This window comes from Paraburkholderia youngii (assembly GCF_013366925.1).
Taxonomy (GTDB): domain Bacteria; phylum Pseudomonadota; class Gammaproteobacteria; order Burkholderiales; family Burkholderiaceae; genus Paraburkholderia; species Paraburkholderia youngii.
The window spans coordinates 3,950,844-3,964,562 of the sequence record NZ_JAALDK010000001.1 but is presented as its reverse complement, the minus strand read 5'-3'; the positions used below and the strand labels follow the sequence as shown (position 1 = coordinate 3,964,562).

The following is a 13,719-nucleotide window of genomic DNA, read 5'->3' as shown; positions in this document are numbered from 1 at the left end:
TGTTTCATTGATGCAGAACCGAGGTACCGCTCCTGCCACTTCCTCCGCGGGGGCCGCGGGAGGCTTCGCCGAACTGCAGGCGACTGCGTCGCATGGCTCGCTGCACATCGAGTATTGCTGGGTCAACGAGCAGGCGAATGCTCAACAGGACGATGCGCCGATCGCGGTCTTCCTGCACGAAGGTCTCGGCTCGATCGCGATGTGGCGCGACTGGCCACAGACGTTGTGCGAGCGGCTCGGCATGCGCGGGCTCGTCTATTCGCGGCCCGGTTACGGACTCTCGACCCCGCGTGCGCCTGACGAGAAATGGCCGGTCGATTTCATGACCGCGCAGGCGCGCGACATTCTCCCCGCCTTGCTCGACGCGCTCGATATCGACTTGCGGCAACGCCAGCGGATGTGGGTGATCGGCCATAGCGACGGCGGCTCGATCGCGCTGCTGTACGCGGCGCTGTATCCCGATGCGCTCGCGGGCGCGGTCGTGATCGCACCGCACGTATTCGTCGAAGACATCTCGGTGCAAAGCATCGCGCAGACGAAGCAGCTTTACGAAACCACCGATCTGCGGGCGAAGCTCGCCCGCTATCACGCGGACGTCGATTCCGCGTTCTACGGCTGGAACGATATCTGGCTCGATCCCGAGTTCAGGCAGTGGTCGATCGTCGAGGCGCTCGCGCCGATCCGCCGACCGCTGCTCGCGATCCAGGGCCACGACGACGACTACGGCACGATGGCGCAGATCGACACGATCGCCGCGCGCGTGCCACACGCGCAACTCGTGAAGCTCGACGCATGCGGACACTCGCCGCATCGCGATGCGCCCGCGGCGCTCAACGACGCGATCGCTGCGTTCGTTCGCGCGCAGCGATAAGCGGCGCCCTGGCTGTTACCGATACTTCATAAAAATTACACGGATCGGCGATTATGCTGCGGCATCGCTGACCTCGGCACATCGATGGCGAGGCATCCCTTCCCCGCCCGGAGACAGTGCCATGCCTTTCGTGTCGAAGCCGGTTCGTGCGCCGTGCCGCAAACGTTTGACCGGCGCCGTGACGGTCATCGCGCTGTGCGCGCTAGCGGGAGCATGCAGCAACGACGACCCGCCCGCGAGCACGAATACGATCAGTTCAACGGAACATTCCGCCGCTAACCCCGGCGCCCCGTCGATCGCCCAGCCGCCGGCCGACTTCGCGCCGCCGACACTGACGATCCAGACACCGGCGGCACCGGCATCCGAAGCCGGCACGGCGCTGTCCGCCGCCTCACCGCCGCTTGCCCGCCCCGTCATCCATACCGTCGATTGAGAATTGCGCCGCGCGCGGAGACTAGCCTGCCTTCGCGCGTCCGCCGCAACATTGCCGTTTCAGTACCGCAACTCGTCTTCCCCGTGCCTTTTTCCTCCACCGAAGATTTGAGCCACAACCATGACTTCAACAGATCGCCGTGATTTTCTGCGCTCGGCCGCGCAAGCCGCCGCTTCCTTCACCGCGTTGAGCATGCTGCCGCCCGGCATCCGCAATGCGCTCGCGCTTCCGGCCAACAACCGCACCGGCACGATCCGCGACGTCGAGCACATCGTCGTGCTGATGCAGGAGAACCGCTCGTTCGACCACTACTTCGGCACGCTCAAGGGCGTGCGGGGCTTCGGCGACACGCGTGCGATCAACCTCGCGAACGGCCAGCCGGTGTGGTATCAGCCGCTCACCACCGATACCACCGGCGCCAGCCACGTGCTGCCGTTCCGTCCGAGCGCGCCGAACCTCGGCCTGCAATTCCTGCAGGATCTCGCGCACGACTGGGGCACCACGCACGCCGCATGGAACGGCGGCCGCAACGATCAGTGGGTACCGTCGAAAGGCGCGACCACGATGGCCTACCTGACGCGCGACGACATCCCGTACCACTATCAGCTCGCCGACGCATTCACGATCTGCGACGCGTACCACTGCTCGCTGATGGGTCCGACCGATCCGAACCGCTACTACATGTGGAGCGGCTGGGTCGGCAACGACGGCAGCGGCGGCGGTCCGGTGATCGACAATTCGGAGCTCGGCTACGGCTGGTCGACCTTCCCCGAAGTGCTGCAGAACGCGGGCATCACGTGGAAGATCTATCAGGACATCGGCACCGGGCTCGACGCGAACGGCTCCTGGGGCTGGACGCAGAACGCGTATATCGGCAACTACGGCGACAACTCGCTGCTCTATTTCAACCAGTATCGCAACGCGCAGCCGGGCAACCCGCTGTATGACAACGCACGTACCGGCACCAACGCGGCGAACGGCGACGGCTACTTCGACATCCTGAAGCGCGACGTGCAAAACGGCACGCTGCCGCAGGTGTCGTGGATCGTCGCGCCCGAAGCGTACAGCGAACACCCGAACTGGCCGACCAACTACGGCGCGTGGTACATCGACCAGGTGCTGCAGATCCTCACGTCGAACCCGGACGTGTGGAGCAAGACCGTGCTGCTCATCAACTACGACGAAAACGACGGCTTCTTCGATCACATCGCCGCGCCGTTCGCGGCCGCGTCGAGCGCGAACGGTCTGTCGACCGTCGAGATCGCGAATGAAATCTATCCGGGCGATCCGAAGAACGTCGCCGGGCCGTACGGGCTTGGACCGCGCGTGCCGATGCTGGTGGTGTCGCCGTGGTCCAAAGGCGGCTACGTGTGCTCCGAAGTGTTCGACCACTCGTCGGTGATTCGCTTCATCGAAAAGCGCTTCGGCCGCGAGCACAATCTCGGCGAATCGAACATCACGCCGTGGCGTCGCGCGGTGTGCGGCGATCTGACCTCTGCGTTCAATTTCGCGAATCCGAACGCGTCGGTGCCGTCGCTGCCGAGCACGAGCGGCTACGTGCCGCCCGACCAGAACCGTCACCCGGACTACGTGCCGCAAGCGCCGACGGTGCAGACGGTACCGAAGCAGGAAGCGGGCGTGCGCCCGGCACGCGCGCTGCCATACGAACTGTTCGTGCGCGTCGACGAAGGCTCGAGCGGCAAGCTGACGATGCGCTTCGTCAACACGGGCCGCGCGGGCGCGGTGTTCCTCGTGTACGCGGCCGATAGCGCCGACGCGCCGCGCAGCTATACCGTCGAAGCGGGCAAGCATCTGCAGGACACGCTGATGCTCAACGCCGATGGCAGCTACGACTTCAGCGTGCACGGACCGAACGGCTTCCTGCGCCGCTTCGCGGGCAAAGTGGTTGCGCGGAACTGGTGGAATGGTTCGGACACCGCACGGCCGGCCGTCGTCGAAGGCTACGACGTCGCGAACGGCAATCTGCAACTGCGGCTCGAGAACGTCGGCAGCGCGCGGTGCCAGTTCACGATCGTCAACGCGTACGACAAGGACCATGTGATCAAGCATTCGGTGCGCGGCGGCGACACCGACAATCTGTACCTCGATCTGCGCAAAGCATACGGCTGGTACGATCTCGCGATCACCGTCGATACGGACCCGACGTTTGCCCGCCGCATCGCCGGTCACGTCGAGACGGGCACTGACAGCATCAGCGATCCGGCGCTGGGCGCCTGAACATCGCGCTCACCCAACGCTGCAAAAGCAACGGCCGCTGGCTCTTCGAGCACAGCGGCCGCTTTTTATCCAGCTATCTCGAGCGCAAACCCGCAAACGCGCGCGAGCGTCTACGCTTCGAAATCGAGGCCGCCGATCAACGTAACCGGTTCACCCTGCGTGTGCGTGGAGAAATCGAGTTCGCGCGCCTGGGTCCACGCGTTGAGCTTGCGCGGCAACGCGGCCAGATATCTGGCGAAACGCGTCGCGCCTTGCTCGCCCATCAGTCTTTCTATTTCATCGCTGTCCCAGGTCAGATACAGATTCAATGGATGCGGGTAATGACCGAGTTCATCGAGCGGCGTTGCGTGAATCCGCACGCGGGTGGGCTGCCCCGGTTCACCATGCGGCAGCACGTCGGTGTGAACGGTCTTCCCGACACACGCGGCGATCGCCTCGGCAATGCGCGGCGCGAACTCCTGGTCGAAACGAATTGCACTCTCGGGGCGCATCCCATGTCTCCGCTGTGACTCTCATCGTGGGTGGGTCATCGTAGCAGACTCAGTTTTTCGCCGGTGGGATCGCGTCCGGGTCGCGCGCGCCGGTATCCCCCAGCGCCTCGCGCAGCGCCTTGCGGATCACCTTGCCGGTGGCCGTCATTGGCAGACTTTCGACGAAGCGAATCTCGCGCGGATATTCGTGCGCAGCCAGACGCGTCTTTACGTGCTGCTGGATCTCGCGCACCAGCGCATCGTCGCCGACGAAGCCCGCTTTCAGCACGACGAACGCCATCACGATTTCGGTGCGGTCGCGATCGGGCGCGCCGACCACGGCGGCCATCGCGACGGCCGGATGACGCAGCAGCGAATCCTCGATCGACGCGGGCCCGATCCGGTAGCCGGCGCTCGTGATCACGTCGTCGCCGCGGCCCACGAAGCGAATGAAGCCGTCCGCGTCGCGCGTGCCGAGATCGCCGGTCAGCAGAAACTTGCCGCGAAATTTCTCGCGCGTCGCCGCCTCGTTGCGCCAGTAGCCGACAAACATCACCGGATCGGGCGCGGCCACCGCGATATCGCCGATCGCGCCGGGCGGCAGTTCGCTGCCGGCGGCATCGACGATCGCGACATGGTGCCCCGGCACCGCGCGCCCGATCGCGCCGAAGCGCGGCTCGAACAGCGCCGCGCACGACGACACCACGACGTTGCACTCGGTCTGCCCGTAGAACTCGTTGATCGTCACGCCGAGCGCATCGCGCCCCCAGCCGATCAGTTCCTCGCCAAGGGATTCGCCGCCGCTCGCGACCGATCGCAACGCGAGCCGCAGATGAGCGGGCCGCTCGACGCCGCGCATCATCTTCAGCGCGGTCGGCGGTAAAAACGCATGGGAGACCGCGTGACGCGCGAGCAGATCGAAAGCGGCGTGGCCGTCGAATTTTGCAAAACGGCGCGCGAGCACCGCGACGCCGTGATGCCACGATGGCAGCAGCACGTCGAACAGACCGCCGATCCACGCCCAGTCCGCGGGTGTCCACATCAGCGTCGCGTGCGCGGGAAAGCCCTGCTGCGACATCTCGACGCCGGGCAGATGCCCGAGCAACACGCGATGCCCGTGCAGCGCGCCCTTCGGTTTTCCGGTCGTGCCCGACGTATAGATGATGATCGCCGGATCGTCCGCGGCGGTATCGGCCGGCGTGAACTCAGCGGAAGCGCTATGCAACGCCTGCCAGAACGACCTCACGGGCGCGTCCGATGCTTCGTCATCCTGCTCGATATCGACGCTGAACACGTGTCGCAACTCCGGCAGCGCGCCGCGGATTTCGTCGATCTTTTGCACGCCGGCGTGATCAGTGATGAGTGCGACCGCACCGCTATCGCCGAGCCGATGCTCGATCGCGTCGACGCCGAACAGCGCGAACAACGGCACCGCGACCATGCCGGCCTTGTAGGCCGCGAGATGCGCGATGGCCGTTTCGATCGATTGTGACAGGAAGATGCCGACGCGCTCGCCGCGCCGTGCGCCCGCCGCGAGCAGCGCATTGGCGAAGCGGTCGGACAGGGCTTTCAGTTCGTCGAACGTATAGCGGGTCGCGCGGCCGTCGGCATCTTCGTAGATCAGCGCGAGACGCCCCGAGCCATCGGCCCACTTGTCGCATGCATCGACGCCGATGTTGTAGCGCGGTGGAATGCGCCACGTGAAATTGGCCGTGAGCGAATCGTAAGTCTCGCCGTCGAGGTTCATCGCGTTCTCCTGAATATCGTCGCTATCGCTGCATGGAGTAATGCATGGCCCATTGCTTGCTTCTACTGCGCGCGCATGGCCGGTGTTCCGCAGTTTAAGCCCACGATCTTGCCTGTCCCGTTCGCCGCGTCGCCTTGCGCAATTGGATTTGCCAAATACGACATAGTCCCGCACATAATCGCCGACACGTCGCGCTGAACTCAACGTTTTGCGACAACTCCTGTGTGATTCAAGCCCTTTAGATCTGACCAGTGTCGTCCCCGTCTAGGATCGTTACACAGGTTCGGTGCCTATGTTGCGCCGCATGATCGCTACCCCGGATGACATATGCGCAAGGCAAGATTTGCATCGTTCTGGCACGGTCCGGAACTATCTCCCTATGAAGTCGCCTGTCTAAGTTCGTTCACGCAGTACGGCAGCGAGGTCGCGCTTTATAGCTACGAGCCGATCGCTGAATTGCCGACCGGCGTGAGTGCGAAAGATGCGACCACGATACTGCCGCGCGATTCGCTGAACGACTTCCCGATTCGCGGGGTGCCGTCGATGCAGCATTTCACCGACTATTTCCGCTTCGTGATGTTCACGAAGACCGACGAGATCTGGGTCGACACGGACATGCTGCTGCTTCGTGATTTCGACCTCAACGCCAAGGGCGACCTGATCGGGCGGGAGACCCAGACGAGCATCTGCAATGCGATTCTGAGGCTCGATCCGGATCAGCCGCGCTTGCACGAGGCGATCGAACGGGTCGAAGCGATGAAAGGCACCGCACTGAAGTGGGGCGACACCGGCCCGCGTCTATTGACCGCCGTCTACGGCGTGAAGGCCGGTCTTCCCGAAAGCCTGTTCTACCCGGTGCACTTCAACGATTACTACAAGGTGTTCCTGCCGCGCTATTTCGAAGAATGCGCGGCGCTCTGTTCCGACGCGTACACGCTGCATCTGTGCAACAACCGGGTCGTCAAGATGGGGCTCTTCAAGCGCATCGGCCCGCCCGTTGGGTCGTTCCTGCATCACGTCTTCGAGCAAACCGGCGCCAACGAGCTGTTTCGCGAGTTTTATCCGGCGAGCGTGATGCAGGCGATGATCGACAACGCGGTGGAGAAAGTCGGCAGCGACGAAGGCGTGCGCAAGCTGCTGCGCGTCGGCGTGCCGATGGTCACGACGGCCATTGCGCGCAGACTCGGCGCCTGAGTTCGTCGCTTCAGTTCGCGCCGCCCCTGCCCGAGCCCTGCGCCTGCTCCAGCACGAAGTCGATGAACGTCGCGGCCGCGCGCGTGTGGTGCCGGTTCGGCATGTACAGCATGTACATGTGGGTGCCGAAGATGCTGAGCCGCCAGGCATCGAGCGCGCTCAGCACGGCGCCGCGCTTCAGATCGTCCTGCACCACGTAGTCCGGCACGAGTCCGACGCCCAGACCGGCCAGCACCGCCTGCCGCAAAAATAGAAAGTTTTCCGAAATAATCGTCGGTTCGAGCAGCACTTCATGACGCTCGTCGCGCAGATACGCGGCGAGCCGCAATTGCTTGCCGATCACGGCCGCGGTAATCAACGGCGCGCTGCGCAGGTCGTCGAGCGTCGCGGGCATGCCGTGCGTCCGCGCGAATTCGGGGGATGCGCAGGCCACGTACCGGACCGCCCCCATGTCCCGAGCGACGAGGTTTTGCGGCGGCTCCGACATCACGCGCACGGCGATGTCGATCTCGTCGCGCATCAGATCCTCGACGCGGTTCTCGAACATTACGTCGAGCACGATGCCCGGATACAGCCGCTTGAACGCGATCAGCCAGTCGGACATCACGAGCTGGCCATAGCCGCTCGGCACGCTCAGCCGCACTCGCCCTTGCAGGCTTTGGCCCAGCGTCGTCACCGACTCGCGCGCGGCCAGCAATGCGTTGCGAATAGTACGGCCGTGCTCGTAGAGCCGCAGACCGATCTCGGTCGGCTCGACGCGGCGCGTGGTGCGCCGCACCAATTGCAGGCCCACCGAACGCTCGAGCTGGTTCAGATGATAGCTAACGTTCGCGCGGCTCATCTTGAGACGGCGCGCCGCTTCGCTCAGATTGCCGGCATCGAGGATGTCGACGAGCAGGGTCAGCGAGTTGACGTCCATTGGCATGCCGTTGTCAAAGTAATTTTGACAGTCTGTCAATCAGCCATGTGATTGTCAATGAACGTTGACCACTCCAGAATGGGGCGATCCGGCGCACTTCGCCACCCTCATACGGAGACACCCACGATGAACCATTCCCCCACAGCAGACGTCGTCATGCGCGAATTGCGCGGCAAGGTCCTGCTCGTCACGATCGACCACGCGCCGGTCAACGCGCTCTCTGCCGACGTGCGGCGCGGCCTGCTGGCCGCGATCGAAGCCGCCGACGCCGATCGCGACGTCGAAGCCGTGCTGATCGTCGGCGCGGGGCGCAATTTCATCGCCGGTGCCGATATTCGCGAGTTCGGCAAGCCGCCGGTGCCGCCTTCGCTGCCGGACGTGTGCAATCGCATCGAGGCCTGCGGGAAACCCGTGATTGCGGCGTTGCATGGCGCCGCGCTCGGCGGCGGGCTCGAAGTGGCGCTCGCCGCGCATTACCGGATCGCCGTCGAGGGCGCGAAGCTCGGCCTGCCCGAAGTGCAGCTCGGCCTGCTGCCCGGCGCGGGCGGCACGCAACGCACGCCGCGCCTGATCGGCGCGCCGGCCGCGCTCGATCTGATCCTGAGCGGCCGTCATGCGAGCGCGAAGGAAGCGTTCGCGCTGGGCTTGATCGACCGTCTCGGCGACAGCGACGACATCCTCGCCGAAGGACTCGCCTACACGCACGAATTGCTCGCCGCGCATGCGCCGGTGCGCCGCACGCGCGACGCCGCCGCATTGAACGATCGCGCCGCGAGCCTCGCCGCCGTCGCGAAAGCGCGTGACGAAACCGCGAAGAAAGCGCGCGGCCTGTTCTCGCCGCTAAAAATCGTCGACGCCGTCGAAGCCGCGATCGAACAGCCCTTCGACGAAGGCCTGAAGTTCGAACGCACGCTGTTCCTGCAATGCCTCGACAGCCCGCAGCGAGCCGGTCTCGTGCACGCATTCTTCGCCGAGCGCGAAGTGCTGAAAGCGCCCGAAACGCGCGACGCGAAACCGCGCGCGCTCGAGGCGATAGGCGTGATCGGCAGCGGCACGATGGGCGCCGGCATTGCGGTCGCGCTGCTCGACGCTGGTCTGCCCGTCACGATGATCGAACGCGACGAAGCGTCGCTCGCGCGCGGCCGCGCGCACATCGACAAGGTCTACGACGGGCTGATCGCCAAAGGCCGCCTCACCGCCGAAAAGAAAGCCGCGACCATGGCGCGCTGGAGCGGCGGCACGTCGTACGATGCGCTTGCTCACGTCGACCTCGTGATCGAAGCCGTGTTCGAAGATCTCGACGTCAAAAAGGCCGTGTTCGCCGAGCTCGATCGCGTCTGCAAGCCCGCCGCGGTGCTCGCGACCAACACGTCGTATCTGGACATCGAAGCGATCGCGGCCAGCATCCCGCGCGCCGCCGATGTGATCGGCCTGCACTTCTTCTCGCCCGCCAACATCATGAAGCTGCTCGAAGTCGTGGTGCCGAAGCAGGCAAGCGCCGACGTCGTCGCGACCGCGTTCGAGCTCGCGAAGAAGCTGCGCAAGACGCCGGTGCGCGCGGGCGTGTGCGACGGTTTCATCGGCAATCGCCTGCTCGCCGTTTATCGCGCCGCCGCGGACGCGCTGATGGAAGACGGTGCGTCGCCGTATCAGATCGACGCGGCCGTGCGCGCGTTCGGCTTGCCGATGGGCCCGTTCCAGGTGGTCGACCTCGCGGGCGGCGACATCGGCTGGGCGGCGCGCAAACGCCGCGCGGCCACGCGCGACCCGAACGCACGCTACGTGCAGATCGCCGACCGCCTGTGCGAGCGCGGCTGGTTCGGCCAGAAGACGGGCCGCGGATTCTATCTGTACCCCGAAGGATCGCGCGGCGGCATGCCCGATCCCGAAGTCGAGGCGATCATCGACGCCGAACGTAAGCGCGCGGGCGTCACGCCGCGCAGCTTCACCGACGAGCAGATCATTCGCCGCTATATGGCCGCGATGATCAACGAAGGCGCGAACGTCGTGCACGAAGGCATCGCGCTGCGCCCGCTCGACGTCGACGTGACGCTGCTGTACGGCTACGGTTTTCCGCGCTACCGCGGCGGTCCGATGAAATACGCGGACAGCGTCGGCCTCGCGACGATCCTCGCCGACATCCGCGAGTACGCGAAGGAAGACCCGCTGTTCTGGCGGCCGTCGCCGCTGCTCGTTGAACTGGTCGAGCGCGGAGCGGATTTCGCGAGCCTGAACACGACGGCCTGAGCCGCCACGAACCCGGACGGTACGACTGCGATGGATCTGAACTTCACCCCTGAAGAAGAAGCGTTTCGCGCCAGCGTGCTGGCGTTTCTGCGCGACAAGCTGCCGCAACGCCTCGCCGGCAAGGTGCACGCCGGCCGGCGTCTGACGCGCGACGACATGGCCGAGTGGCACGCGATTCTGAACGCGCAGGGCTGGCTCGCGAATCACTGGCCGAAGGAATACGGCGGCCCAGGCTGGAATGCGGTGCAGAAGTTCATCTTCGAGAACGAATGCGCGCTGGCCGGCGCGCCGCGCGTCGTACCGTTCGGCGTCAACATGCTCGGGCCCGTGCTGATCAGGTACGGCAGCGAAGCGCAGAAGCGTCACTGGCTGCCGCGCATTCTCGATGGTTCCGACTGGTGGTGCCAGGGCTATTCGGAGCCGGGCGCGGGCTCCGACCTCGCGTCAGTCAAAACGACGGCGGTGCGCGGCAAGGATGCGCAGGGCGAACACTACATCGTCACTGGCCAGAAGACGTGGACCACGCTCGCGCATTACGCGAACATGATCTTCTGTCTCGTGCGCACCGCGACCGACGTGCGCAAACAGGAAGGCATCAGCTTTCTGCTGATCGACATGAATACGCCGGGCGTCGAAGTGCGGCCGATCATCACGCTCGACGGCGAGCACGAAGTCAATGAAGTGTTTTTCACCGACGTGCGCGTGCCTGCCGCAAATCTCGTCGGCGAAGAGAACAAGGGCTGGACCTACGCGAAATATCTGCTCACGTACGAGCGCACCAATATCGCGGGCGTCGGCTTTTCGGTCGCCGCGTTCAACCGTCTGCGCAAGATCGCCGCGAAACAGCTGCGCAATGGCCGGCCGCTCGCCGAGGATCCCGCGTTCGCGGCACGCATGGCGCGCGTCGAGATCGATCTCGAGAACATGAAGACGACCAACCTGCGCGTGATCGCGGCAGTGGCGGGCGGCGGCGTGCCCGGTGCCGAGAGTTCGATGCTGAAGATTCGCGGTACCGAAATCCGTCAGGAAATCTCGTCGCTGACGCGGCGCGCGATGGGCGCTTTTGCGCAGCCATTCGTCGAGGAAGCGCTGTACGAAGGTTTCGACGGCGTGCCGGTCGGCCCCGACGAAGCCGCGAGTGCCGCGTCGCAGTACTTCAATAATCGCAAGCTGTCGATCTTCGGCGGCTCGAACGAAATCCAGAAGAACATCATTTCCAAAACGATCCTCGGACTGTAAGAGGCGCGCGTCATGAATTTCCAGCACACCGAAGACCGCCGCATGCTGGCGGATACGCTGAACCGGTTTATCAGCGAGCAGTACGGCTTCGCGACGCGCGACCAGATCGCGCGCTCGACGCAAGGCTTCAGCACCGAATTGTGGGCGCGCTTCGCGGAGCTTGGCGTGATCGGCGCACTGTTCGACGAAGCGAGCGGCGGTTTTGGCGGCGGCGCGTTCGATATTTCCGTGGTGTTCGAGAGTATCGGCCGGGGCCTCGTCGTCGAGCCGTTTCTCGATACGCTGATCGTCGGCCGGGCGATCGCTCGCAGCGGCAGTGACGCGCAAAAATCGGCACTGGATTCGTTGATCGACGGCTCGCGAATCGTTGCGCTCGCGCATGGCGAACCGGACAGTCATTACGAACTGGCTCGTGTCGCAGCGACGCGCGCGCGGCGCAGCGTTGAAGGCAACAGGGGCGCGTGGACTTTGTATGGCGCGAAGGCCGTCGTTCAGCATAGCGAGCATGCTCAGGTGTTCCTCGTCTCGGCACGCACGAGCGGCGAAGACGATGCCGAAGCCGGCATCACGCTGTTTCTGGTGCCGAGGGACGCGGCGGGCGTGAGCGTGCGCGGCTATCGGAAGATCGACGGGGGACGCGCGGCCGAAGTGACGTTCGACAATGTCACGCTCGACGACGACTCCGTGCTCGGCTCAGTCGGCCAGGGCTTTGCGACGCTCGAATATGCGATGAGCTGCGGCGTGCTCGCGCTGTGCGCGGAAGCGGTCGGCGCCATGGACGTCGCGAAAGACTACACGCTCGACTATCTGCGCACGCGCAGGCAGTTCGGCGTGCCGATCGGCAGCTTCCAGGCGTTGCAGCATCGCATGGCCGATTTGCTGCTCGAAATCGAGCAGGCGCGCTCGGCGGTGATCAATGCGGCGGCGGCTCTCGATGGTGAACGCAATGCGCGCGAGCGCGCGGTGTCGGCGGCGAAGTACAGCATCGGCCGGATCGGCACCCGGGTCGCAGAGGAATGCATCCAGATGCACGGCGCGATCGGCATGACATGGGAGTTGCCGCTTGCGCATTACGCGAAGCGGCTCGTGATGATCGATCATCAGCTTGGCGATGAGGATCATCATTTGGAGCGGTTTGTGGCGCTGGGAGCTGCGGCGTCGCTCGCGCAGGCCTGATCATCAGGCGCCCTGCTTGTCGGAGACGCGGAGCGTCGCAGTTATCCGCGACGGGCAAGAAAAAAGGACTTACAGCTTTCACCGTAAGTCCTTTTTGATCTTGGTCGGGGCGAGAGGATTTGAACCTCCGACCACCTGCACCCCATGCAGGTACGCTACCAGGCTGCGCTACGCCCCGAACAAAAGAAAAATTATAACAGACACTTCATTCGATTAGAACTGCCCGACACGAACAAAGCGAACGAGCCCATTAACTAGTGGCCCAGCAGATCGATTACGCTCTGCAGTTCCTCGCGCAACTTCTCGACATCGACAGCAACCGTTGCCGCCGATGCCTGGACCTGCCCTGCGGCTCCGGCGGCAGCCTCACCCTCTTCGATGACGGCATCCGGCCCACCGCTGCCATGCGAATCGAGCCGGTTGCGGGCGCCGTTGATTGTAAAACCCTGCTCGTACAGCAACTCTCGAATCCGCCTGATCAGCAGCACCTCGTGATGCTGATAATACCGACGATTGCCGCGCCGCTTGACCGGCCTCAACTGGGTGAACTCCTGCTCCCAGTAACGCAGCACGTGGGGCTTCACGCCGCAAAGTTCGCTGACCTCACCAATCGTGAAGTATCGCTTCGCCGGAATCGGAGGCAAGACGACTTTTTCGATCGTCGCTGTCATCGTCAGTTAGCCGTGATGGGTTGCCCGAAAGCGCGCCAGTCGATCAGCGCGCGAAGCTCGCTTCGGCGCCGTTTTCGACGAGCGCCTTCAGCTTTTGACTTGCATGAAACGTCACCACGCGACGCGCGGCGATCGGAATCGCCTCGCCCGTCTTCGGATTTCTGCCGGGACGCTGCGGCTTATCGCGCAACTGGAAGTTGCCGAAGCCCGACAGCTTGACGCTGTCGCCGCTCTCGAGCGCATCGCGGATCACCTCGAAGAACGCCTCGACCATGTCCTTCGCTTCCCGCTTGTTGAGCCCGACATTGTCGAACAGCAACTCGGCAAGTTCCGCCTTGGTGAGCGTCGGCGTTTCATTGGAAACGACGGCGGGTGATGTCGGAATTTCTCGAATCATGGCGCTGCGTTGCGCCGTAAGAAGGGCTTCGAAATCACTCGAGTTCATTTCATTCATATCTATCAAATGGCGCGCCAAGCATAAAACAATGGATGCGGAAACAGCCGTGCAAATGTT

At 64.2% G+C, this 13,719-nt stretch carries 12 protein-coding genes and 1 tRNA gene; 6 read left to right on the top strand and 7 right to left on the bottom strand.

The window, feature by feature from the left end; all coding sequences use genetic code 11:
* The first annotated feature begins 10 nt into the window (after positions 1-10).
* Positions 11-871, top strand: a complete 861-nt coding sequence (locus G5S42_RS18275) for an alpha/beta fold hydrolase (RefSeq protein ID WP_176108097.1) — start codon at positions 11-13, stop codon at positions 869-871.
* Between the two features lie 51 nt (positions 872-922).
* Here G5S42_RS18275 and G5S42_RS18270 read toward each other — a convergent pair whose 3' ends face one another.
* Positions 923-1,288, bottom strand: a complete 366-nt coding sequence (locus G5S42_RS18270; protein ID WP_176108096.1) for a hypothetical protein — start codon at positions 1,286-1,288, stop codon at positions 923-925.
* A 136-nt stretch (positions 1,289-1,424) separates the two neighbouring features.
* On the opposite strand from G5S42_RS18270, the gene G5S42_RS18265 reads away from it, so the two are divergent.
* On the top strand, positions 1,425-3,542 hold the full coding sequence (locus G5S42_RS18265; RefSeq protein ID WP_176108095.1) for a phosphocholine-specific phospholipase C: 2,118 nt from the start codon (positions 1,425-1,427) through the stop codon (positions 3,540-3,542).
* A 110-nt stretch (positions 3,543-3,652) separates the two neighbouring features.
* On the opposite strand, the gene G5S42_RS18260 is transcribed toward G5S42_RS18265, so the two are convergent.
* Positions 3,653-4,033 carry a DUF5594 family protein gene (locus tag G5S42_RS18260; RefSeq protein WP_176108094.1) on the bottom strand — a complete coding sequence of 127 codons (381 nt, stop codon included), beginning with the start codon at positions 4,031-4,033 and terminating at the stop codon, positions 3,653-3,655.
* A gap of 49 nt (positions 4,034-4,082) precedes the next feature.
* The gene (locus G5S42_RS18255; RefSeq protein ID WP_176108093.1) at positions 4,083-5,759 is read right to left on the bottom strand and encodes an acyl-CoA synthetase; all 1,677 of its coding nucleotides are present in this window, start codon (positions 5,757-5,759) and stop codon (positions 4,083-4,085) included.
* Positions 5,760-6,086: 327 nt separating this feature from the next.
* Here G5S42_RS18255 and G5S42_RS18250 point away from each other — a divergent pair, with 327 nt between their 5' ends.
* Positions 6,087-6,953 carry a hypothetical protein gene (locus G5S42_RS18250; protein ID WP_176108092.1) on the top strand — a complete coding sequence of 289 codons (867 nt, stop codon included), beginning with the start codon at positions 6,087-6,089 and terminating at the stop codon, positions 6,951-6,953.
* 10 nt (positions 6,954-6,963) lie between these two features.
* Here the strand turns inward: G5S42_RS18250 and G5S42_RS18245 are convergent, their stop codons facing one another.
* Entirely contained in the window at positions 6,964-7,872 is a 909-nt protein-coding gene (locus G5S42_RS18245; RefSeq protein ID WP_176108091.1) for a LysR family transcriptional regulator, read from the bottom strand.
* Positions 7,873-7,998: 126 nt separating this feature from the next.
* Between G5S42_RS18245 and G5S42_RS18240 the strand changes: the two genes are divergently transcribed.
* The 3 genes from G5S42_RS18240 to G5S42_RS18230 are packed head-to-tail and all read left to right on the top strand — an operon-like array spanning position 7,999 to position 12,534.
* Positions 7,999-10,119 (top strand): 3-hydroxyacyl-CoA dehydrogenase NAD-binding domain-containing protein, encoded by a 2,121-nt coding sequence (locus G5S42_RS18240; protein ID WP_176108090.1) that lies wholly within the window; start codon positions 7,999-8,001, stop codon positions 10,117-10,119.
* Between the two features lie 30 nt (positions 10,120-10,149).
* Positions 10,150-11,358: an acyl-CoA dehydrogenase family protein gene (locus G5S42_RS18235; protein ID WP_176108089.1), complete on the top strand. Its 1,209-nt coding sequence runs from the start codon at positions 10,150-10,152 to the stop codon at positions 11,356-11,358.
* A gap of 12 nt (positions 11,359-11,370) precedes the next feature.
* Complete coding sequence (locus G5S42_RS18230; RefSeq protein WP_176108088.1) at positions 11,371-12,534, top strand: acyl-CoA dehydrogenase family protein; 1,164 nt, start codon at positions 11,371-11,373, stop codon at positions 12,532-12,534.
* Between the two features lie 101 nt (positions 12,535-12,635).
* Here the strand turns inward: G5S42_RS18230 and G5S42_RS18225 are convergent.
* From G5S42_RS18225 to G5S42_RS18215, 3 genes are all read right to left on the bottom strand, one after another.
* Positions 12,636-12,712, bottom strand: a tRNA-Pro gene (locus G5S42_RS18225).
* Between the two features lie 76 nt (positions 12,713-12,788).
* Complete coding sequence (locus G5S42_RS18220; protein WP_176108087.1) at positions 12,789-13,205, bottom strand: MerR family transcriptional regulator; 417 nt, start codon at positions 13,203-13,205, stop codon at positions 12,789-12,791.
* A 43-nt stretch (positions 13,206-13,248) separates the two neighbouring features.
* Positions 13,249-13,659, bottom strand: coding sequence for an integration host factor subunit alpha (locus G5S42_RS18215; RefSeq protein ID WP_176108086.1), 411 nt, complete (start codon positions 13,657-13,659; stop codon positions 13,249-13,251).
* Positions 13,660-13,719: the final 60 nt, after the last annotated feature.